The sequence below is a fragment of the Streptomyces sp. NPDC001920 genome, assembly GCF_053594495.1.
Window position 1 is genome coordinate 121,900 of sequence record NZ_JBSFEP010000003.1, and the last position, 21,816, is coordinate 143,715.

A 21,816-nucleotide genomic window follows, 5' to 3' on the forward strand; every position below is an offset into this window, starting at 1 on the left:
CCGTGACCCGCGCATCCCTGGACAAGCAGCCGCACGAAGTCGCCTCGATGTTCGACAACGTGGCGGAACGGTACGACCTGACCAACGACGTACTGTCGCTCGGCCAGGACCGCAGATGGCGCAAGGAAGTCGCCAGGGCCGTGGACGCCCGGCCCGCGCAGAAGGTCCTCGACCTGGCCGCCGGTACGGCCACCTCCTCGCTGCCCTTCGCGCAGACGGGCGCGTACGTCGTCCCCTGCGACTTCTCCCTCGGCATGCTCCAGGTCGGCAAGCGCAAGCACACCTGGCTGCCGTTCACGGCGGGCGACGCGACGAGGCTGCCGTTCCAGGACGACACCTTCGACGCCGTCACGATCTCCTTCGGGCTGCGCAACGTCCAGGACTTCGACACCGCGCTGCGCGAGATGTACCGGGTGACGCGGCCCGGCGGCCGGGTCGTGATCTGCGAGTTCTCCCACCCGACCTGGGCGCCCTTCCGCACCGTCTACACCGAGTACCTGATGCGCGCCCTGCCGCCGGTGGCCCGCGCGGTGTCCTCGAACCCCGACGCGTACGTCTACCTCGCCGAGTCCATCCGCGCCTGGCCCGACCAGCCGGCCCTCGCCGAGCATCTGCGCAAGGCCGGCTGGTCGAAGGTGGCCTGGCGCAACCTGACGGGCGGGGTCGTCGCCCTGCACCGCGGGTTCAAGCAGAGCTGACGACGGCGTACGGGTCCCCGGGCTCGTCGAGCTCGCGCTGCAGCCCGCCCGAGGGCGGCCACGGGGCGCGTGGCTCACGCACGCCTCCGCCGCCCTCGCCCTCACCGAGGTCGAACCAGACGTACACCAGGGAATCCCGGGGCACCTCGGCGCCGGGCCGGGGGTACTGGCGTACGACGTAGTCGACGACGACACGGGGGAAGTCCGGCCGGTCCGGTGCGGTGAGGGACAGGCCGTGCGACCTCGCCGCCTCGCGCGCGTCCATGGCCATCAGTCCGACGAGTCTCGGCACCCGCACCTCGGGCGTTTTGGGTGTAAGGCGCACAGATGTCACCCCCCAGCGGTACGGGCAGGGTAATTGCCGGGAGGTGGCGTCCGGAAGCTTCAAGTATCTGTCTGTGACAATCGATTACCGAGGGCGATGCATCCGGAGGGCGCTCCTCCGGTGCAGAGGGCCGGTGTCACAGCTCCAGCCGGTAGCAGTGCCCCCTCTGCTGGGCGTCCGGGGTCGTGAAGACCTCCGCGAGCCGCATCCCCAGTCGCCGCGTCACCGCGATCGACCGCTCGTTGCGGGCGTCGACCATCGCCACCACACCCGGCACCCCGGCCGCCTGCACCCGCTCCAGCGTCTGCCGGGCGGCCGCCGTGACGTACCCCCTGCCCCAGTGGTCGCGTCCGAGCCGCCAACCGATCTCGATCTCGCCCGTGGGACCCCAGTCCCGCTCCCACGGCTGGGCGCCGGTGAAGCCGATGACCTGGCCGTTCTCGTCGAGCATGGTCCACAGGCAGTACCCGCGCTCGGCGTCGTGCCGCCGCTGGCGGGCGGTGAGCTCCTCGTAGACCGACAGCTCCGCGGCCCTGCCGCCGTGGAACTCCATGACCTCGGGGTGGGCGAAGACCCGGTGCCATGCGACCGCGTCCTCGTCGGTGGGCACACGCAGCCGTACTACGGGGAGGGTTCGGTTCACAGGGCAGCCCTTCAGCCGGGTGATCAATTCTGCTGAATAGACTGCCCATGTCCAGTGCCGGTCGGCACGCAGATTTCGAACCCGGGGAGATCCAGCCGTGACCGTCGTGACCGAGCCCCACTCCTCGCCCCTCTCCGAGAACACCGCCGATGTGATCGTCGTCGGCGCGGGGCCGGCCGGCTCCACGACGGCGTACCACCTGGCCAAGTCCGGCCTCGACGTACTCCTGCTGGAGAAGACCGAGTTCCCCAGGGAGAAGGTCTGCGGTGACGGCCTGACCCCGCGCGCCGTCAAGCAGCTGGTGGCGATGGGCATCGACATCTCCGAAGAGGCCGGCTGGCTGCGCAACAAGGGCCTGAGGATCATCGGCGGCGGGGTGCGCCTCCAGCTGGACTGGCCGGATCTCGCCTCCTTCCCCGACTACGGCCTCGTCCGCAAGCGCGACGACTTCGACGAGCAGCTCGCCCGCCAGGCCCAGAAGGCCGGCGCCCGCCTCTACGAGCGCTGCAACGTCGGCGCCCCGATCGTCGACGACCGCACCGGCCGCATCACCGGGGTCCGCGCCAAGCTCGGCGAGGACAAGCGCGAGGTCTCCTTCCACGCCCCGCTGGTCGTCGCCGCCGACGGCAACTCCACCCGGCTGTCCCTGGCGATGGGCCTGCACCGCCGCGAGGACCGCCCGATGGGCGTCGCGGTCCGCACCTACTTCACCTCGCCCCGCCACGACGACGACTATCTGGAGTCCTGGCTGGAGCTGTGGGACCGCCGCGGCCCCGGCGAGGACCGTCTCCTGCCCGGCTACGGCTGGATCTTCGGCATGGGCGACGGCACCTCGAACGTCGGCCTGGGTGTGCTCAACACCTCCGACTCCTTCAAGGAGCTCGACTGGCGCGAGGTCCTCAAGGCATGGTGCGCCTCGATGCCGGAGGACTGGGGCTACACCCCGGAGAACATGACCGGCCCCATCCGGGGCGCCGCGCTCCCCATGGCCTTCAACCGCCAGCCCCACTACACCAAGGGCCTGCTGCTGGTCGGCGACGCCGGCGGCCTGGTGAACCCCTTCAACGGCGAGGGCATCGCCTACGCCATGGAGTCCGGCCAGATCGCCGCCGACGTCATCGTCCAGGCCCACGCCCGCTCCACCCCCGCGGGGCGCGAACTGGCCCTCCAGCGCTATCCGCGCATCCTGAAGGACACCTACGGCGGCTACTACACGCTGGGCCGCGCCTTCGTGAAGCTCATCGGCAACCCGAAGGTCATGAAGATCGCGGCCCAGCGCGGTCTCACCCACCCGCTGCTGATGAAGTTCACGCTGAAGCTGCTCGCGAACCTCACGGACCCGACCGGCGGCGACGCGATGGACCGGATCATCAACGGGCTGAGCAAGGTGGCACCGAAGGCCTGATCAGGCGTTCAACGCCGCGACATTGGCGGACCGGCGCGCGAACACCGCCTCGCGCCGGTCCGCCATCTGCCCGAGGGCGTCCTTGCGCTCCCTCTTGGAGAGCCGGTCCAGGTAGACCCGCCCGTCGCAGTGGTCGGCCTCGTGCGCGAGGCACCGCGCGAAGTACCCGGTGCCCTCGATCACGAGCGGCTCGCCGGTCTTGTCGTACCCGCGTACCACGGCCCGGTCGGGGCGTGGCACGTCCATCACCGCGCCGGGCACGGACAGGCACCCCTCGCCGTCGTCGAGGAGCCTCCTGCGCGTGGCGTCGAGCGGCTCCAGCACCGGGTTGACGATGTGCCCGACGTGCCGGACCCCGTCATCGTCCGGGCAGTCGTACACGAACACGCGCAGATCGACACCGACTTGGTTGGCCGCGAGGCCCGCCCCGTCGGCGATGTACATCGTCAGGAACATGTCGTCGATGAGCGCGGCGAGATCCGGCCCGAACTCGGTCACGTCCCGGCACGGCTTGTGCAGGACCTCCTCGCCCACCTCGGTGATCCTGCGCACCGACCCGCGCCGGGCCTCGGGCGCGAGCGGCGGATACGAGTCGACGGGCCTGCCCTGGACGAACACGCTTGGCATGGCTGTTTCTCCCTGTGGTCATGAGGTTGCCGTGGGACCGGGGTGATCGGGCTTCCGGCCTCGGAGCCCCTCCCCGTCCTTCGGGAATCATGACAACAGCACACGCCCTGCAGCCCCAGGAGAGGGCAGGTCGTCCGAAACGAGCCGCGCCGCGGCGGCTTCCCCGCCGGCAGCCTGGTGACCGGCGCCGATGTCTCGGCCGTGACGGCGGCGACGAGCATACGGGCCGCGATGCGGGGCGTCGGCGCGGTCGGCCGCACGGCCGTCAATGCCGTCCTCGGCAGGGACAATTCGGACGCCGGGTGCTGCCGGACCCGGGAGATGCGCCGGCCCCGGGATCCGGGGCCGCCGAAGAACGGGTCGACGAGGGGCGCCACGGGCTCGGCCCGCCCACGCCTTCGACCCGGGAAGAGCCAGAAGGGCCGCTGCCCCCGAGCGGCTGCGGCCCTTCACGGACTGGTGCGGATCAGAGCACCCGCACGGCACCCGACGCCGGGTAGCCGGAGAGGTCCTGGATGACGACGCCCTTGGACGGGTTGGCCGCGTCCAGGTACTGGCCGTTCCCGATGTAGACGCCCACGTGGTACGCGGAGCCCTTGCCGCCCCAGTACAGGATGTCGCCCACCTGGATCTGGGAGAGCGGGATGTCGGTGCCGGCCATCGACTGGTCCTGCGAGACCCGCGGCAGGTCGACGCCGACCTGCTTGAACGCGGCCTGGACCAGGCTGGAGCAGTCCCACGCGTTGGGGCCGGTGGCACCCATGACGTACGCGTCGCCCAGCTGCGCCTTGAGGAAGGAGATCACCGTTCCCACGCTGCCGCTGGCGGGCGCGGACACGCTCGTGCTCGCGGAGGCGGAGAGGGTGGCCCGCTCGGTGGAGCGCGAGGCGGCGGCCTCGGCGGCGGCCCTGCGGGCCTCCTCGGCCTTCTTCTTGGCCTCGGCCTTCTTCTTGGCGTCGGCGAGGTCCTTCTTGGCCTCCTTGGCCGCGGCGGCGGCGGCCGCGTCACGCTCGGCGTCGAGCTCGTAGTTCGCCGCCGCCAGCTGAGTGGCGTCCGCGGACTGGGCGAGCTGGTCCGCCAGGTCACCCGTGAGGGTGGGCAGTTCGATGGTCTGCGTCACCGGCTCGGCGGCGTTCGCCGTGGCCGACGCACCCGCCGCTGCCATGCTGAGGACGCCACCGGCAACTCCGGCGCGCATCGCGATGGTCGTCGACGCGGTGCGGCGGGGCTTCCGGTGGCTACGTATGTGAGCGGTGTGGGACATGAGAACAACCGGTATCAGGGGCTCCTCCATACCTTCAAGAAACGTGGGCTGCGCCACAGTTGTTCAATCGCTGCCCCAATTGCCCGGCAAGCCGCACCTTATTGACGCCGTAACGGACCTTTCGGGCGCCCCCCATTCGGCCCGTGATCACGGGCTTTCATCATTAAGTCCGAATTGCCCTCCGCCTACCACTTGTTGAGGCCGGTGGCCAAGCCCGCTTCTCTGGGCCCCCCGCGGATGTGGCAGAGGTCACGCAACGGTTACGGCGCCGTGCGCGTCTCGTGCCCGGATTTCATGCCCGACGCTCGTGAACGCGTGCACGCGTCCACATCTCGCCTCGCCGCGCCCTCCGAGGTGTGAACGCGTCGCACTATCAAGCTGTCCGGTCCAGCGCCAATTTGCATGCAAGAGAACTCTCTTGATATTGAGACGCGCCCTCCGAGCTGCGGTGACGAGCGAAAATGTCACCTCTGGTGATCACCTGAACGCTTCTCGTGTGAAGATCACCGCTCATCCGGCTTCATGATCCTTCGTCAGGTGGTGGAGATCACAAAGCTTGTGCAATACCCCGTGTCGCAGATCACAGACCGGCAGGCATAAGATGCGAGGCAGTTGGGCTTGTGACCTGCTTCACATGTTCTCGATCTTCGCCGGGCCGAGCGGGGCTCGTGGGACTGGTGAGGCGGCTGTGAGCCCAGTGCAACCGCCAGCAGTCAGTGCCGACTGAGAGGAGCGAGGAGCGGTGAACGCGTATGCGCCCATCCTCGTACTGGGAGCCCTCGGGGCAGGCTTTGCGATCTTCTCCGTGGTCATGGCCACGCTGATCGGTCCGAAGCGATACAACCGGGCCAAGCTCGAAGCCTATGAGTGCGGTATCGAGCCGACCCCCACGCCGGCCGGCGGCGGGCGCTTCCCGATCAAGTACTACCTGACGGCGATGCTCTTCATCATCTTCGATATCGAGATCGTCTTCCTCTACCCCTGGGCCGTCACCTTCGACGCCCTGGGGATCTTCGGGCTCGTGGAGATGCTGCTCTTCGTGCTCACCGTCTTCGTCGCGTACGCGTACGTATGGCGGCGCGGCGGCCTGGAATGGGACTGAGGGGCCTTTAACGACATGGGACTCGAAGAAAAGCTGCCGAGCGGATTCCTGCTGACCACCGTCGAGCAGGCCGCGGGCTGGGTGCGCAAGGCGTCCGTCTTTCCGGCCACCTTCGGCCTCGCCTGCTGCGCCATCGAGATGATGACCACCGGTGCGGGCCGCTACGACCTGGCGCGCTTCGGCATGGAGGTCTTCCGCGGCTCGCCGCGCCAGGCCGACCTGATGATCGTCGCCGGCCGGGTCAGCCAGAAGATGGCGCCGGTGCTCAGGCAGGTCTACGACCAGATGCCGAACCCCAAGTGGGTGATCTCCATGGGGGTCTGCGCCTCCTCGGGCGGCATGTTCAACAACTACGCGATCGTGCAGGGCGTCGACCACATCGTCCCGGTCGACATCTACCTCCCCGGCTGCCCGCCACGGCCGGAGATGCTGATGGACGCCATTCTCAAGCTCCACCAGAAGATCCAGTCCTCCAAGCTCGGCGTGAACGCCGAGGAAGCGGCCCGCGAGGCGGAGGAGGCGGCGCTCAAGGCCCTGCCCACGATCGAGATGAAGGGGCTGCTGCGGTGAGCGACGTGAACGGAACCAACGGGGCGAACGGGTCGAACGGGGTCAACCCGGAGAAGGACCTCTCCGCCTCCAACCTCCCCGGCCAGCGCGGTCAGGGCGGCGAGGAGATCCGCGTCCAACGCGGCATGTTCGGCCCCGACAACGGCGGCGACACCTCCGGCTACGGCGGCCTGGTCCGCTCGGTCCGGCTCCCTGGACCGGCGAGCCGCCCCTACGGAGGCTGGTTCGACGAAGTCGCCGACGAACTCGAGGGCGCGCTGGAGGAGCAGGGCCTGCTGCCCGAGAACGCCATCGAGAAGACGGTCCTCGACCGCGGCGAGATCACGTTCCACATCGAACGCGAACACCTGGTCCGCGTCGCCCGCACCCTGCGCGACGATCCGGCCCTGCGCTTCGAACTGTGCACCGGCGTCAGCGGCGTCCACTACCCGCACGACAAGGGCCGCGAGCTGCACGCCGTCTACCACCTGCGCTCGATCACCCACAACCGGCTGATCCGCCTCGAAGTCAGCGCCCCCGACGCCGACCCGCACATCCCGTCGCTCGTCTCCGTGTACCCGACGAACGACTGGCACGAGCGCGAGACGTACGACTTCTTCGGCATCGTCTTCGACGGTCACCCCGCCCTGACGCGGATCATGATGCCGGACGACTGGCAGGGCCACCCGCAGCGCAAGGACTACCCCCTCGGCGGCATCCCCGTCGAGTACAAGGGCGCCCAGATCCCGGCTCCGGACCAGCGGAGGTCGTACTCGTGAGCAACACGCAGTCAGCAGCCGCAGCCGCTTCGGCGCGCGAGACCACCGAGGGCACCGTCTACACGGTCACCGGTGGCGACTGGGACGAGGTCGTCGAGTCCGCGGCCCGCGCCGACGACGAGCGCATCGTCGTCAACATGGGCCCCCAGCACCCCTCCACCCACGGGGTGCTGCGCCTGATCCTGGAGATCGAGGGCGAGACCGTCACCGAGGCCCGCTGCGGCATCGGCTATCTCCACACCGGCATCGAGAAGAACCTCGAGTACCGGACCTGGACGCAGGGCACCACGTTCGTGACGCGCATGGACTACCTGACGTCCTTCTTCAACGAGACCGCCTACTGTCTCGCCGTCGAGAAGCTCCTCGGCATCGAGGACCAGATCACCGAGCGCGCCAAGATCATCCGGGTGCTCCTGATGGAGCTGAACCGGCTCTCCTCCCACCTGGTGTGCATCGCCACCGGCGGCATGGAGCTCGGCGCCACCACGATCATGATCTACGGATTCCGTGATCGTGAAATGATTCTCGACATCTACGAGCTCATCACGGGCCTGCGCATGAACCACGCGTACATCCGGCCCGGCGGACTCGCCCAGGACCTGCCGCCCGGCGCGGTGGACCAGATCCGCGAGTTCGTGAAGAAGATGAAGAAGAACCTCCCGGAGTACGACAAGCTCGCCACCGGGAACCCCATCTTCAAGGCCCGTATGCAGGACATCGGCTATCTCGACCTGGCCGGCTGCATGGCCCTCGGCGCCACCGGCCCGATCCTGCGCTCCACCGGTCTGCCGCACGACCTGCGCAAGGCCCAGCCGTACTGCGACTACGAGACGTACGACTTCGAGATCCCGACCGCCGACACGTGTGACTCCTACGGGCGCTTCCTGATCCGCCTGGAGGAGATGCGCCAGTCGCTGGGAATCGTCGAGCAGTGCCTGGACCGGCTCCAGCCCGGACCGGTCATGGTCGCCGACAAGAAGATCGCCTGGCCCGCCCAGCTCGCCCTGGGCCCCGACGGGCTCGGCAACTCCCTCGACCACATCAAGAAGATCATGGGTACCTCCATGGAGGCCCTGATCCACCACTTCAAGCTGGTGACCGAGGGCTTCCGCGTCCCGCCGGGACAGGCGTACGCGGCGGTCGAGTCGCCCAAGGGCGAGCTCGGCGTGCACGCCGTGTCCGACGGCGGCACCCGCCCCTTCCGGGTCCACTTCCGTGACCCGTCCTTCACCAACCTGCAGGCCATGGCGGCGATGTGCGAGGGCGGCCAGGTCGCCGACGTCATCGTGGCCGTGGCGTCCATCGACCCCGTGATGGGAGGCGTCGACCGGTGACCACCTCTTCTTCCGAGCGGGGCGTCAGCCTGGGCATGCCCGAACTGCCCGCGCCCGGCTACCCGGACGACGTTCGAGAGCGACTCGAAAGGGACGCGCGCGAGATCATCGCCCGCTACCCGGACTCCCGGTCCGCCCTCCTGCCGTTGCTGCACCTGGTGCAGTCGGAGGAGGGCCACGTCACGCGCACCGGGATGCGCTTCTGCGCGGACGTGCTCGGCCTGACCACGGCCGAGGTCACCGCGGTCGCCACCTTCTACACCATGTACCGGCGCAAGCCGAGCGGTGACTACCAGGTGGGCGTCTGCACCAACACCCTGTGCGCGGTGATGGGCGGTGACGCGATCTTCGAGGAACTTCAGGAGCACCTCGGCGTCGGCAACGGCGAGACCACCGACGACGGCAAGGTCACCCTGGAGCACATCGAGTGCAACGCGGCCTGCGACTTCGCGCCGGTCGTGATGGTCAACTGGGAGTTCTTCGACAACCAGACCCCGGCGAGCGCCAAGCGCCTCGTCGACGACCTGCGCGCGGGGCGGGACGTCGAGCCGACACGTGGCGCTCGGCTGTGCACCTTCAAGGAGACCGCGCGGATTCTGGCCGGGTTCCCCGACGAGCGGCCCGGGGCCGTCGAGGAGAGCGGCAGTGCGGGACCGGCGTCGCTGGTGGGCCTCCGCCTGGCCAGGGGAGAGGCCGCACCCGCGCGCGTGGTCCATCCGCGGGAGGGCGGCCCGCACGGCGAGCCGCAGGACAGGACAGTGCACCAACCGTCGCCGGCTGACCACCTCAGCTCGCACGACGCGCCGCAGGAATCGTCCGCGTCCGACCCGGCCCACCCGGCAGGGCCTGTCGCCGAGGAGGGGGAGTGATGACGTTGGCACCCGAGCTGAAGGAAAACAGCCCCGAGAAACTGCTCGCACCCGTGCTGTCGGCCTTCTGGGACGAGGACAGGTCCTGGTCGCTGGACGTCTACCGAAGGCACGAAGGATACGAGGGGCTCCGCAAGGCGCTCGCCATGTCGCCGGACGACCTGATCGCGTACGTCAAGGACTCCGGTCTGCGCGGGCGTGGTGGCGCGGGGTTCCCGACGGGAATGAAATGGCAGTTCATTCCCCAGGGTGATGGAAAACCGCACTATCTAGTTGTCAACGCCGACGAATCGGAGCCCGGGACCTGCAAGGACATCCCGCTCCTCTTCGCGAACCCGCACAGCCTCATCGAGGGCATCGTCATCGCGTGTTACGCCATCAGGTCTTCGCATGCCTTCATCTATCTGCGTGGTGAAGTCGTCCCCGTGTTGCGGCGGTTGCACGAGGCCGTGCGCGAGGCCTACGCGGCGGGCTACCTCGGCGAGAACATCCTGGGCAGCGGACTCGACCTCGAACTCACCGTGCACGCCGGCGCCGGCGCGTACATCTGCGGTGAGGAGACCGCGCTGCTCGACTCGCTCGAAGGCCGCCGTGGTCAACCGCGGCTGCGTCCCCCCTTCCCTGCGGTGGCAGGTCTCTACGCCTGCCCGACTGTTGTGAACAACGTCGAGTCGATCGCGTCGGTTCCCGCGATCCTGCATCGGGGCAAGGACTGGTTCCGGTCGATGGGCAGCGAGAAGTCCCCGGGCTTCACGCTCTACTCGCTCAGTGGCCATGTCGCGAGCCCCGGCCAGTACGAGGCCCCGCTCGGCATCACCCTGCGCCAGCTCCTGGACATGAGCGGCGGGATGCGCCCCGGTCACCGCCTGAAGTTCTGGACGCCGGGCGGCTCCTCGACGCCGATGTTCACCGACGAGCACCTCGACGTCCCTCTCGACTACGAAGGAGTGGGCGCCGCGGGTTCCATGCTCGGCACCAAGGCCCTGCAGTGCTTCGACGAGACGACGTGCGTCGTACGCGCGGTCACCCGCTGGACCGAGTTCTACGCCCATGAATCCTGCGGCAAGTGCACGCCCTGCCGCGAAGGCACGTACTGGCTCGTGCAGTTGCTGCGCGACATCGAGGCCGGCAAGGGCGTCATGAGCGACCTCGACAAGTTGAACGACATCGCCGACAACATCAACGGCAAGTCCTTCTGTGCCCTCGGCGACGGTGCCGCCTCGCCGATCTTCTCCTCTCTGAAGTACTTCCGCGAGGAGTACGAGCAGCACATCACGGGCCGCGGCTGCCCCTTCGACCCGGCCAAGTCGACGGCCTGGGCCGACCACCGCACGGAGGTGAACGCATGACCGTGACCACGAGCGCTCCCTCCGGGGGCGGGGAGGCGGCGGTCCCGCCGGAAGATCTCGTCTCGCTGACCATCGACGGCGCCGAGATCAGCGTGCCCAAGGGCACCCTGGTCATCCGGGCCGCCGAGCAGCTCGGCATCGAGATCCCCCGCTTCTGCGACCACCCGCTCCTCGACCCGGCCGGCGCCTGCCGCCAGTGCATCGTCGAGGTCGAGGGCCAGCGCAAGCCGATGGCGTCCTGCACGATCACCTGCACCGACGGCATGGTCGTGAAGACCCACCTCACCTCGCCGGTCGCCGAGAAGGCCCAGAAGGGTGTGATGGAGCTCCTGCTCATCAACCACCCGCTGGACTGCCCGGTCTGCGACAAGGGCGGCGAGTGCCCGCTGCAGAACCAGGCCATGTCGCACGGGCACGCCGAGTCCCGCTTCGAGGGCAGGAAGCGGACGTACGAGAAGCCGGTCCCCATCTCCACACAGGTTCTGCTCGACCGCGAGCGGTGTGTGCTGTGCGCCCGCTGCACCCGGTTCTCCAACCAGGTCGCGGGCGACCCGATGATCGAGCTGGTCGAGCGCGGCGCGCTGCAGCAGGTCGGCACCGGCGAGGGCGACCCCTTCGAGTCGTACTTCTCCGGCAACACCATTCAGATCTGCCCGGTCGGCGCGCTCACCTCGGCGGCGTACCGGTTCCGTTCGCGCCCCTTCGACCTGGTCTCCTCGCCGTCGGTGTGCGAACACTGCTCCGGCGGCTGCGCGACGCGCACGGACCACCGGCGGGGCAAGGTCATGCGGCGGCTCGCGGCCGACGACCCCGAGGTCAACGAGGAGTGGATCTGCGACAAGGGGCGGTTCGCGTTCCGGTACGCCCAGCAGCGCGACCGGCTCCAGACACCGCTCGTGCGCAACGCCGAGGGCGACCTCGAACCGGCCTCGTGGCCGGAGGCGCTGCAGATCGCGGCCCAGGGGCTGCTCGCCTCCCGCGGCCGCACGGGTGTCCTGACCGGCGGCCGGCTGACCGTCGAGGACGCCTACGCGTACAGCAAGTTCGCGCGCGTGGCGCTCGACACCAACGACATCGACTTCCGCGCGCGCGTGCACAGCGGTGAGGAAGCCGACTTCCTCGCCGCTCGGGTCGCCGGTCACGGCCGCGACCTCGACGGTACGGGCGTGACGTACACCGCCTTGGAGAAGGCCCCGGCCGTTCTGTTGATCGGGTTCGAGGCGGAGGAGGAGGCGCCCGGCGTCTTCCTGCGGCTGCGCAAGGCATGGCGCAAGCACGGGCAGCGGGTCTTCTCGCTCGCCACGCACGCCACGCGCGGTCTGCAGAAGGCGGGCGGCACGCTGCTGCCGGCCGCCCCCGGAACCGAGACCGAGTGGCTGGACGCGCTCGCGAGCGGGGTCGGCCTGGACGAAGCCGGTCAGAGGGCCGCCGAGGCGCTGCGCGCCGAGGGCGCGGTGATCGTCGTCGGTGAGCGGCTGGCCGCCATGGTGGGCGGACTGACCGCCGCCGTACGGGCCACGTCCGCGACCGGCGCCCAGCTGGTGTGGATTCCGCGCCGGGCCGGCGAGCGCGCCGCGGTCGAGATGGGCGCCCTGCCGTCGCTGCTGCCCGGCGGACGCCCGGCGACCGACCCGCGCGCGCGTGAGGAGGTCGCCGCCGTCTGGGGCGTGGCCGAACTGCCGCACCGGTACGGCCGGGACACCGGCCAGATCATCGAGTCGGCCGTGTCCGGGGAACTCCAGGCGCTGCTGGTCGCGGGCGTCGAGGTCGCCGACCTGCCGGACCCGGCACGCGCGCGTGAGGCGCTCGCCGAGGTCGGCTTCGTGGTGTCGCTGGAACTGCGGCCGAGCGAGGTGACCGAACTCGCCGATGTCGTCCTGCCTGTCGCCGCGGTCGCTGAGAAGGCCGGCACCTTCCTCAACTGGGAGGGCAGGGTCCGCTTCTTCGAGGCCGCACTCAAGCCCGACCAGATGACCCGCCGCCTCGCCCCGACCGACGCGCGCGTGTTGCAGATGCTGGCGGACGCCATGGACGTCCACCTGGGCCTGCCGGATCTGCGCACCACGCGCGCGGAGATCGACCGGCTCGGCTCCTGGGACGGACCGCGGGCGACCGGCCCGCTGGAGAGCGCCGCCCAGCTGCCGCGGCCGGCCGCCGGTGAGGCCGTACTGGCCGGACACCGTCTGCTGCTCGACCGAGGTCTCCTCCAGGAGGGCGACGAGGCGCTCGCCGGTACCCGGCACGCCGCCCACGCGCGCTTGTCGGCCGCCACGGCCGCCGAAGCCGGCGTCAAGGACGGCGACGTCCTGGCTGTGACCGGCCCCGCGGGAGTCGTCGAACTGCCGCTCCAGATCACGGAGATGCCCGACCGTGTGGTCTGGCTCCCGCTGAACTCCGTGGGCCGGGGCGTCGCCTCCGACACCGGTGCGCTGCCCGGCTCACTCGTCCGCATCGGCCCGGCGACCCTCGCGACCGAGGCCCCCGAGGAGGTGGAGGCATGAGCCCTTTTCTCGCCGCTGAAGACCTCTCGATGTTCGGCCGCGACCCGTGGTGGCTGGTCGTCGTCAAGGCGGTGTTCTGCTTCGCCTTCCTGATGGTGACCGTGCTGTTCTCCATCGTCTGGGAGCGCAAGGTCGTCGCCTGGATGCAGCTGCGCATCGGCCCCAACCGGCACGGCCCCTGGGGCATGCTCCAGTCGCTCGCCGACGGCATCAAGCTGATGCTCAAGGAAGACGTCATCGTCAAGCGCGCGGACAAGGTCGTCTACGTCCTCGCACCGATCGTGGCGGCCATCCCGGCCTTCATGGCGATCGCGGTGATCCCCTTCGGCCCGGCCGGGAACGAGATCTCGATCTTCGGCCAGCGCACCACGATGCAGCTCACCGACCTGCCGATCGCGATGCTCTACATCCTCGCGGTCGCCTCGGTCGGCATCTACGGCATCGTGCTGGCGGGTTGGAGTTCCGGATCCACCTATCCGCTGCTCGGCGGCCTGCGTTCCTGCGCGCAGATGATCTCGTACGAGATCGCCATGGGCGCCGCCTTCGCCTCGGTGTTCCTCTACTCCGGGTCGATGTCGACCTCCGCGATCGTCGAGGCGCAGCAGGACCGCTGGTACATCGTCCTGCTGCCGGTGTCCTTCCTGATCTACATCGTGACGATGGTCGGTGAGACCAACCGCGCCCCGTTCGACATGCCGGAGTCGGAGGGCGACCTGGTCGGCGGTTTCAACACCGAGTACTCGTCGATCAAGTTCGCGATGTTCATGCTCGCCGAGTACGTGAACATGGTGACGGTCTCGGCCGTGTCGGTGACGCTCTTCCTGGGCGGCTGGCGGGCCCCGTACCCGATCAGCGCCTTCTGGGAGGGCGCCAACCACGGCTGGTGGCCGCTGCTCTGGTTCGTGATCAAGGTGCAGCTGCTGCTGTTCTTCTTCATCTGGCTGCGCGGCACGCTCCCGCGGGTGCGCTACGACCAGTTGATGAAACTCGGCTGGAAGGTCCTCATCCCGGTCTCGGTGGTGTGGCTGATGCTCGTCGCGACCGTGCGGACGCTGCGCAACGAGAACTACGAGTTCGCCGACATCGCCCTCTACGTCGGTGGCGGCGTCCTCGCGCTGCTGATCCTCTCCTTCATCGCGGACATGTTCCGCGAGCGGACGAAGACGGCCGCGGAGTTTGCCGAGGAACCCGCCGCCTTCGACGCGATGGCGGGCGGGTTCCCCGTACCGCCTCTGCCCGGCCAGGAACTTCCGCCGGTGCCCCGGCGCCGCTCGCGTCGTGAGCGGGAACTGATTGTCAGTGGTGGGCCCGATACTCCCAGTGACGGATCTCTGGATGGAAAGGAGGCGTCCGATGGCTGAGGAGCCCAAGGAGACCAAGCCCGGTTTCCTGAACCCCGTGGCCGGCTTCGGCGTGACCTTCAAGGCCATGTTCAAGAAGCGGCTGACCGAGCAGTACCCGGAGCAGCAGAAGACCACCGCCCCGCGCTTCCACGGACGGCACCAGCTCAACCGCCATCCGGACGGCCTGGAGAAGTGCGTCGGCTGTGAGCTGTGCGCCTGGGCCTGCCCCGCCGACGCCATCTACGTGGAGGGCGCCGACAACACCGACGAGGAGCGCTACTCGCCGGGCGAGCGGTACGGCCGCGTGTACCAGATCAACTACGCCCGCTGCATCCTGTGCGGTCTGTGCATCGAGGCATGCCCCACGCGCGCGTTGACGATGACCAACGAGTTCGAGCTCGCGGACTCCAGCCGAGCCAACCTCATCTACACCAAGGAGCAGCTGCTCGCCGGGCTGGAGGACGGCATGGTCGACACGCCCCACGCCATCTACCCCGGCACCGACGAACAGGACTACTACCGGGGTCTGGTGACGGAGGCCGCGCCGGGCACGACCCGGCAGGTCGCGTCGTCCAAGGGCGAGGTCCCGCAGGAGGCCGAGTCGACCTTCGGCGAGGAAGAACCGGCGTCGGAGAAGGTGATCGGCCGATGACCGAGCAACTCGCCGCCTACTCCACCTCGACCGGCGAGGCCGTCCAGTTCTGGATCCTCGGCACCGTCGCCGTGATCGGCGCCCTGTGCACCGTCTTCATGAAGAGGGCCGTGCACAGCGCGCTCTGCCTCGCCGGGACCATGATCATCCTGGCGGTGTTCTACCTCGCCAACGGCGCCTACTTCCTGGGCGTCGTGCAGATCATCGTCTACACCGGCGCGATCATGATGCTGTTCCTGTTCGTGGTGATGCTCGTCGGCGTCACGGCGGCGGACTCCCTGAAGGAGACCATCAAGGGCCAGCGCTGGCTGGCCCTTCTGTGCGGGCTCGGCTTCGGCGTCCTGCTCGTCGGAGGCATCGGGAACGCCTCCCTGGCCGAGTTCAACGGCCTCGCCCAGGCGAACGCGAACGGCAACGTCGAGGGCCTCGCGACCCTCCTGTTCACCAAGTACGTCTTCGCGTTCGAGATCACCGGTGCCCTGCTGATCACGGCCGCCGTCGGCGCCATGGTGCTCACCCACCGCGAGCGCACCGAGCGCGCCAAGACGCAGCGCGAGCTGTCCGAGCAGCGCGTCCGCGAGGGCAAGCACGTACCACCGCTGCCCGCGCCCGGCGTGTACGCCCGGCACAACGCGGTGGACATCGCGGGTCTGCTGCCCGACGGCACCGCCTCGGACCTCACGGTCAGCAAGACGCTGCGCGAGCGCGGCCAGATCCGGGACGTGTCCACCGAGGCACTCAACGACCTGCGGGCGCTGGAGCAGCGCGCGGAGGAACGTCTGGAGCGGACCGCGATCGAGCCGTCGACCTTCAAGCGGCCGGAGGAGGCGTCCAAGTGAACCCCGTCAACTACCTCTACCTCGCCGCCCTGTTGTTCACGATCGGCGCGACCGGCGTGCTGATCAGGCGCAATGCCATCGTCGTCTTCATGTGCATCGAGCTGATGCTCAACGCCTGCAACCTCGCGCTCGTCGCCTTCTCCCGGATGCACGGCAATCTCGACGGCCAGATCATCGCCTTCTTCACGATGGTCGTCGCCGCCGCGGAGGTCGTCGTCGGGCTCGCGATCATCGTGTCGCTGTTCCGTTCCCGCCACTCGGCCTCGGTCGACGACGCCAGCCTGATGAAGCTCTGAGGGGTCGGAAGAAACGTGGAGAACCTGATTGCGCTGCTGGTCGCGGCGCCATTGCTCGGAGCGGCCGTACTGCTGTGCGGCGGCCGGCGTCTCGACGCCGTCGGCCACTGGATCGGCACGCTCCTGTCGTTCGTCTCCTTCGCCTTCGGTGTGGTCCTCTTCGCCGACCTGCTCGGCAAGGACGCAGAGGACCGGACCCTGACGAGCCATCTGTTCAGCTGGATCCCGGTCGAGGGCTTCCAGGCGGACATCGCCTTCCGCCTCGACCAGCTGTCGATGACGTTCGTGCTGCTGATCACGGGCGTCGGCTCGCTGATCCACCTGTACTCGGTCGGGTACATGGAGCACGACGAGCGGCGCCGCCGCTTCTTCGGCTACCTGAACCTGTTCCTCGCGGCGATGCTGCTGCTCGTCCTCGCCGACAACTACCTGCTGCTGTACGTCGGCTGGGAGGGCGTGGGCCTCGCCTCCTACCTCCTCATCGGCTTCTGGCAGCACAAGCCCAGCGCCGCCACCGCCGCGAAGAAGGCCTTCCTGGTCAACCGCGTCGGCGACATGGGCCTGTCGATCGCGATCATGCTGATGTTCCTGTGGTTCGGCACCTTCGCCTTCGGGCCGGTGCTCGGCGCCCCCGGAGAGGCCGGCCTGGTCGGCGACGCGAACGAGGGCAAGCTCACCGCCATCGGCCTGATGCTGCTGCTCGCCGCCTGCGGCAAGTCGGCCCAGGTACCGCTGCAGTCCTGGCTCGGGGACGCGATGGAGGGCCCGACCCCCGTCTCGGCCCTCATCCACGCCGCGACGATGGTGACCGCGGGCGTCTACCTGATCGTCCGCTCCGCCAACATCTTCAACGCCGCCCCGGACGCGCAGCTGGTCGTCACCATCGTGGGTGCCGTCACGCTCCTCTTCGGTGCGATCGTCGGTTGCGCGAAGGACGACATCAAGAAGGCGCTGGCCGGCTCGACCATGTCGCAGATCGGCTACATGGTGCTGGCCGCCGGCCTCGGCCCCATCGGCTACGTCTTCGCGATCATGCACCTGGTGACGCACGGCTTCTTCAAGGCCGGGCTGTTCCTCGGTGCCGGTTCGGTCATGCACGGCATGAACGACGAGGTCGACATGCGCAAGTACGGCGGCCTGCGCAAGTACATGCCGGTCACCTTCGTCACCTTCGGCCTCGGCTACCTCGCCATCATCGGCTTCCCCGGGCTGTCCGGCTTCTTCTCCAAGGACAAGATCATCGAGGCGGCGTTCGCCAAGGGCGGCACCGAGGGCTGGATCCTCGGCGGATGCGCGCTGCTGGGCGCCGCCATCACGGCGTACTACATGACCCGCGTGATGCTGATGACGTTCTTCGGAGAGGAGCGCTGGCGCCACGCCTCGACCGCTTCCCCGGCCCAGCCCAGCGCGGAGCCGGCCGCCGAGACGCGCGGCGAGCACGCCGAGCCGCACCCGCACGAGTCGCCCAGGGTCATGACGATCCCGATGATCGTGCTGGCCGTCGGGTCGGTGGCGGGCGGTGCGTTCTTCAGCATCGGCGACCGCTTCGTGCACTGGCTGGAGCCCATCACCGGGCACTCCCACGGACACCCGCCGATCAGCGCGGCAGTGGTCACCAGCGCGACCGTGGCGTGCATGGTCATCGGCGTCGCCGTCGCCTACGCCCAGTACGGCCGCCGCCCGGTCCCGGTCGTCGCCCCGCGCGGATCGCTGCTCACCCGGGCCGCCCGCCGCGATCTGCTGCAGGACGACTTCAACCATGTCGTCCTGGTGCGTGGCGGCGAGCACCTCACCCGCTCCCTGGTGTACGTCGACCACACCCTGGTCGACGGCGTCGTCAACGGCACGGCGGCCTCCATGGGCGGCCTGTCCGGACGGATGCGCAGGCTGCAGAACGGCTTCGCGCGGTCGTACGCGGTCTCGATGTTCGGCGGTGCGGCGATCATCATCGCCGCGACCCTGCTGATGAGGGCGGTCTGATACCGATGTCCTTTCCCCTGCTGACAGCCACGGCGGTGCTCCCGGCGATCGGGGCGATCGCCACGGCCGCCGTACCGGCCGCGCGGCGCACCGTCGCCAAGTGGCTGGCGCTGCTCTTCTCGCTGGCCACACTCGCCCTCGCGATCACCGTCCTGGTCCGCTTCGACCCCGACGGGGACCGCTACCAGCTCACTGAATCCCACGCCTGGATCGCGGACTTCGGCGTCCGCTACGAACTCGGCGTGGACGGCATCGCGGTGGCGCTCATCGCGCTGACGGCGCTGCTGATCCCGTTCATCGTCCTCGCGGGCTGGCACGACGCCGACCCGCTGGAGACCGGCAGCAGCCGCTGGCGGCCGACGCAGGGCTTCTTCGCCCTGATCCTGGCCGTCGAGGCGATGGTGATCCTCTCCTTCGAGGCCACCGACGTCTTCCTGTTCTACATCTTCTTCGAAGCCATGCTCATCCCGATGTACTTCCTCATCGGCGGCTTCGGGGACCGTGCCCACGAGCACGGCGAGAAGGTGGCGTCGACGCAACGGTCGTACGCCGCCGTGAAGTTCCTGCTCTACAACCTGGTCGGCGGTCTGATCATGCTGGCCGCGGTGATCGGCCTCTACGTGGTCGCCGGGAACTTCAGCCTCCAGGAGATCGCCGAGGCCCGGGCCAACGGCTCGCTCGACATGGCGACGAACACCGAACGTTGGCTGTTCCTCGGCTTCTTCTTCGCCTTCGCGGTGAAGGCGCCGCTGTGGCCGCTGCACACCTGGCTGCCCAACGCCATGGGGGAGGCCACCGCACCGGTCGCCGTCCTCATCACCGCGGTCGTCGACAAGGTGGGCACCTTCGCGATGCTCCGCTTCTGCCTCCAGCTGTTCCCGGAGGCGAGCAAGTGGGCCACGCCCGCGATCCTCGTCCTGGCGGTGATCAGCATCATCTACGGGGCGCTGCTCGCGGTCGGCCAGCGGGACATGAAGCGCCTGATCGCATACGCGTCGATCTCGCACTTCGGCTTCATCATCATGGGCATCTTCGCCATGACCAGCCAGGGGCAGTCCGGCGCGACGCTGTACATGGTCAACCACGGCATCTCCACGGCCGCGTTGATGCTGGTCGCGGGTTTCCTGATCTCCCGGCGCGGCTCGCGGCTCATCGCCGACTACGGCGGTGTGCAGAAGGTGGCGCCGGTGCTGGCCGGCACCTTCCTGATCGGCGGCCTCGCGACCCTGTCGCTGCCGGGGCTGGCGCCCTTCGTCAGTGAGTTCCTGGTACTCGTCGGCACGTTCACGCGCTACCCGGTGATCGGCATCATCGCCACCTTCGGCATCGTGCTCGCCGCGCTCTACACCCTGGTCCTCTACCAGCGGACGATGACGGGGCCGGTGAAGGAGGAGGTCTCCGCGATGCCCGACCTCAGGGTGCGCGAGCTCGTCGTCGTCGCCCCGCTGGTCGCACTGCTGATCTTCCTGGGCGTCTACCCGAAGCCCGTCACGGACATCGTCAACCCGGCGGTCAAGCAGACCATGTCCGACGTACAGAAGAAGGACCCCCAGCCCGAGGTGGAGGCGGCCAAGTGAGCGCATCAGCCGTCCACAGCCTGTGGACAACCGCGGCCGACCCGATCTCGAAGATCGACGCGCCGAAGATCGAGTACGGACAGCTGTCGCCCACCCTGATCGTCGTCGGTGCGGCGATCATCGGGGTGCTGATCGAGGCCGTCGTCCCGCGCAAGGCCCGTTACCACGTACAGGTGTTCGTCTCCGTCGTGGCGCTCGTCGCCGCCTTCGCCGCGGTGGTGGCGCTGGCGGCCGGGGGCTACGCCACGACCAAGTCGGGTATCGCCGCGATGGGCGCGATCGCCGTCGACGGTCCGGCCCTGTTCCTGCAGGGGACGATCCTGCTGGCGGCCCTGGTCGGCCTGTTCACCTTCGCCGAACGGCGACTCGACCCGGCGGCGCACGGCAGCCGGGTGGACTCATTCGCCGCGCAGGCCGCGTCCGTGCCGGGCAGCGACAGTGAGAAGGCCGCCGTCAAGGCCGGGTTCACCACCACCGAGGTGTTCCCGCTGCTGATGTTCGCGGTCGCCGGCATGCTGGTCTTCCCGGCGGCCAACGACCTGCTGACGCTGTTCATCGCCCTGGAAGTGTTCTCACTCCCGCTCTACCTCATGTGCGCGCTGGCCCGACGCAAGCGGCTGATGTCGCAGGAGGCCGCGGTCAAGTACTTCCTGCTGGGTGCCTTCGCCTCCGCGTTCACCCTGTTCGGCATCGCGCTGCTGTACGGCTACGCGGGCTCGGTGTCGTACGCGACGATCGCGCAGGTCGTCGACGGCACGGTCCCGGACGTCAGCCCGGCGCTCGCGGACACCATGGGCAACGACGCGCTGCTGCTGATCGGTGCCGCGATGATCGTCATGGGCCTGCTGTTCAAGGTGGGCGCGGTGCCGTTCCACATGTGGACGCCGGACGTCTACCAGGGTGCGCCGACGCCGGTGACCGGGTTCATGGCGGCGGCGACGAAGGTGGCCGCCTTCGGCGCGCTGCTGCGGATCCTTTACGTCGTGCTGCCCGGCCTGCGCTGGGACTGGCGGCCGGTCATGTGGGGCGTCGCCATCGTCACCATGCTGGGCGGTGCGATCGTCGCGATCACGCAGACCGACATCAAGCGGCTGCTGGCCTACTCGTCGATCGCGCACGCCGGTTTCATCCTCGCGGGTGTCATCGCGGCCACGCCGTCCGGAGTGTCGTCGGTCCTGTTCTACCTGGCGGCGTACTCGTTCGTGACGATCGGGGCGTTCGCGGTCGTCACGCTCGTACGGGATGCGGGCGGCGAGGCGACGCACCTGTCCAAGTGGGCCGGTCTGGGCCGACGTTCGCCCCTGGTGGCGGCCGTGTTCGCGGTGTTCCTGCTGGCCTTCGCCGGTATCCCGCTGACCTCCGGCTTCGCCGGGAAGTTCGCCGTGTTCAAGGCGGCGGCGGAAGGCGGGGCGGGCCCGCTGGTCGTGGTCGGTGTGATCTCGTCGGCGATCGCGGCGTTCTTCTACATCCGGGTCATCGTCCTGATGTTCTTCAGCGAGCCGAAGCCGGAGGGGCCGACGGTCGCGGTGCCGTCGCCGCTGACCATGACGGCGATCGGGGTCGGTGTGGCGGTCACGCTGGTGCTGGGCGTGGCGCCGCAGTACTTCCTGGATCTGGCGAGTACGGCGGGGGTGTTCGTGCGCTGACGAGGCGCTCGCTGTCGCCCGTACCGCAGCGGCCCGGC

General features: G+C 69.1%; 20 protein-coding genes. 16 read left to right on the top strand and 4 right to left on the bottom strand.

Annotation, left to right across the window (positions count from 1 at the left end; genetic code table 11):
- The first annotated feature begins 2 nt into the window (after positions 1-2).
- Complete coding sequence (locus ACWCPI_RS05825; RefSeq protein ID WP_451036932.1) at positions 3-698, top strand: demethylmenaquinone methyltransferase; 696 nt, start codon at positions 3-5, stop codon at positions 696-698.
- On the opposite strand, the gene ACWCPI_RS05830 is transcribed toward ACWCPI_RS05825, so the two are convergent.
- The gene (locus ACWCPI_RS05830) at positions 685-996 is read right to left on the bottom strand and encodes a PASTA domain-containing protein (RefSeq protein WP_451037198.1); all 312 of its coding nucleotides are present in this window, start codon (positions 994-996) and stop codon (positions 685-687) included. The two genes, ACWCPI_RS05825 and ACWCPI_RS05830, sit on opposite strands and share 14 nt — an antisense overlap.
- A 163-nt stretch (positions 997-1,159) precedes the next feature.
- Positions 1,160-1,666, bottom strand: a complete 507-nt coding sequence (locus ACWCPI_RS05835; RefSeq protein WP_451036933.1) for a GNAT family N-acetyltransferase — start codon at positions 1,664-1,666, stop codon at positions 1,160-1,162.
- Between the two features lie 97 nt (positions 1,667-1,763).
- Here ACWCPI_RS05835 and ACWCPI_RS05840 point away from each other — a divergent pair, with 97 nt between their 5' ends.
- Positions 1,764-3,071: a geranylgeranyl reductase family protein gene (locus ACWCPI_RS05840; RefSeq protein WP_451036934.1), complete on the top strand. Its 1,308-nt coding sequence runs from the start codon at positions 1,764-1,766 to the stop codon at positions 3,069-3,071.
- Here the strand turns inward: ACWCPI_RS05840 and def are convergent, their stop codons facing one another.
- Together def and ACWCPI_RS05850 are read right to left on the bottom strand one after the other, a co-directional pair.
- The gene (def, locus tag ACWCPI_RS05845; RefSeq protein ID WP_451036935.1) at positions 3,072-3,698 is read right to left on the bottom strand and encodes a peptide deformylase; all 627 of its coding nucleotides are present in this window, start codon (positions 3,696-3,698) and stop codon (positions 3,072-3,074) included.
- 466 nt (positions 3,699-4,164) lie between these two features.
- Complete coding sequence (locus ACWCPI_RS05850) at positions 4,165-4,992, bottom strand: C40 family peptidase (RefSeq protein WP_451036936.1); 828 nt, start codon at positions 4,990-4,992, stop codon at positions 4,165-4,167.
- A 712-nt stretch (positions 4,993-5,704) separates the two neighbouring features.
- Here ACWCPI_RS05850 and ACWCPI_RS05855 point away from each other — a divergent pair.
- The 14 genes from ACWCPI_RS05855 to nuoN are packed head-to-tail and all read left to right on the top strand — an operon-like array spanning position 5,705 to position 21,778.
- Complete coding sequence (locus tag ACWCPI_RS05855) at positions 5,705-6,064, top strand: NADH-quinone oxidoreductase subunit A (RefSeq protein WP_003974383.1); 360 nt, start codon at positions 5,705-5,707, stop codon at positions 6,062-6,064.
- 15 nt (positions 6,065-6,079) lie between these two features.
- Positions 6,080-6,634 carry a NuoB/complex I 20 kDa subunit family protein gene (locus ACWCPI_RS05860; RefSeq protein WP_007383964.1) on the top strand — a complete coding sequence of 185 codons (555 nt, stop codon included), beginning with the start codon at positions 6,080-6,082 and terminating at the stop codon, positions 6,632-6,634.
- Positions 6,631-7,392, top strand: coding sequence for an NADH-quinone oxidoreductase subunit C (locus tag ACWCPI_RS05865; RefSeq protein ID WP_451036937.1), 762 nt, complete (start codon positions 6,631-6,633; stop codon positions 7,390-7,392). The genes ACWCPI_RS05860 and ACWCPI_RS05865 overlap by 4 nt, the downstream gene beginning before the upstream one ends.
- On the top strand, positions 7,389-8,726 hold the full coding sequence (locus tag ACWCPI_RS05870; protein ID WP_451036938.1) for an NADH-quinone oxidoreductase subunit D: 1,338 nt from the start codon (positions 7,389-7,391) through the stop codon (positions 8,724-8,726). Before ACWCPI_RS05865 ends, ACWCPI_RS05870 begins: the two co-directional genes overlap by 4 nt.
- Positions 8,723-9,595, top strand: a complete 873-nt coding sequence (gene nuoE / locus ACWCPI_RS05875) for an NADH-quinone oxidoreductase subunit NuoE (RefSeq protein WP_451036939.1) — start codon at positions 8,723-8,725, stop codon at positions 9,593-9,595. Before ACWCPI_RS05870 ends, nuoE begins: the two co-directional genes overlap by 4 nt.
- Positions 9,595-10,944 (top strand): NADH-quinone oxidoreductase subunit NuoF, encoded by a 1,350-nt coding sequence (gene nuoF / locus ACWCPI_RS05880; protein WP_388809849.1) that lies wholly within the window; start codon positions 9,595-9,597, stop codon positions 10,942-10,944. Before nuoE ends, nuoF begins: the two co-directional genes overlap by 1 nt.
- Positions 10,941-13,445, top strand: coding sequence for an NADH-quinone oxidoreductase subunit G (locus ACWCPI_RS05885; RefSeq protein ID WP_451036940.1), 2,505 nt, complete (start codon positions 10,941-10,943; stop codon positions 13,443-13,445). The genes nuoF and ACWCPI_RS05885 overlap by 4 nt, the downstream gene beginning before the upstream one ends.
- Complete coding sequence (gene nuoH / locus ACWCPI_RS05890) at positions 13,442-14,806, top strand: NADH-quinone oxidoreductase subunit NuoH (protein WP_451036941.1); 1,365 nt, start codon at positions 13,442-13,444, stop codon at positions 14,804-14,806. The genes ACWCPI_RS05885 and nuoH overlap by 4 nt, the downstream gene beginning before the upstream one ends.
- Positions 14,799-15,440: an NADH-quinone oxidoreductase subunit NuoI gene (gene nuoI / locus ACWCPI_RS05895; protein ID WP_451036942.1), complete on the top strand. Its 642-nt coding sequence runs from the start codon at positions 14,799-14,801 to the stop codon at positions 15,438-15,440. The genes nuoH and nuoI overlap by 8 nt, the downstream gene beginning before the upstream one ends.
- Positions 15,437-16,279, top strand: coding sequence for an NADH-quinone oxidoreductase subunit J (locus ACWCPI_RS05900; protein WP_451036943.1), 843 nt, complete (start codon positions 15,437-15,439; stop codon positions 16,277-16,279). Before nuoI ends, ACWCPI_RS05900 begins: the two co-directional genes overlap by 4 nt.
- Positions 16,276-16,575: an NADH-quinone oxidoreductase subunit NuoK gene (gene nuoK, locus ACWCPI_RS05905; protein ID WP_019756142.1), complete on the top strand. Its 300-nt coding sequence runs from the start codon at positions 16,276-16,278 to the stop codon at positions 16,573-16,575. The genes ACWCPI_RS05900 and nuoK overlap by 4 nt, the downstream gene beginning before the upstream one ends.
- A gap of 15 nt (positions 16,576-16,590) precedes the next feature.
- A complete protein-coding gene (nuoL, locus tag ACWCPI_RS05910; RefSeq protein WP_451036944.1) occupies positions 16,591-18,555 on the top strand; it encodes an NADH-quinone oxidoreductase subunit L in 1,965 nt (654 codons plus the stop codon).
- Between the two features lie 5 nt (positions 18,556-18,560).
- Positions 18,561-20,132, top strand: a complete 1,572-nt coding sequence (locus ACWCPI_RS05915; RefSeq protein WP_451036945.1) for an NADH-quinone oxidoreductase subunit M — start codon at positions 18,561-18,563, stop codon at positions 20,130-20,132.
- The gene (gene nuoN, locus ACWCPI_RS05920; RefSeq protein ID WP_451036946.1) at positions 20,129-21,778 is read left to right on the top strand and encodes an NADH-quinone oxidoreductase subunit NuoN; all 1,650 of its coding nucleotides are present in this window, start codon (positions 20,129-20,131) and stop codon (positions 21,776-21,778) included. The genes ACWCPI_RS05915 and nuoN overlap by 4 nt, the downstream gene beginning before the upstream one ends.
- The last annotated feature ends 38 nt before the right edge of the window (positions 21,779-21,816 follow it).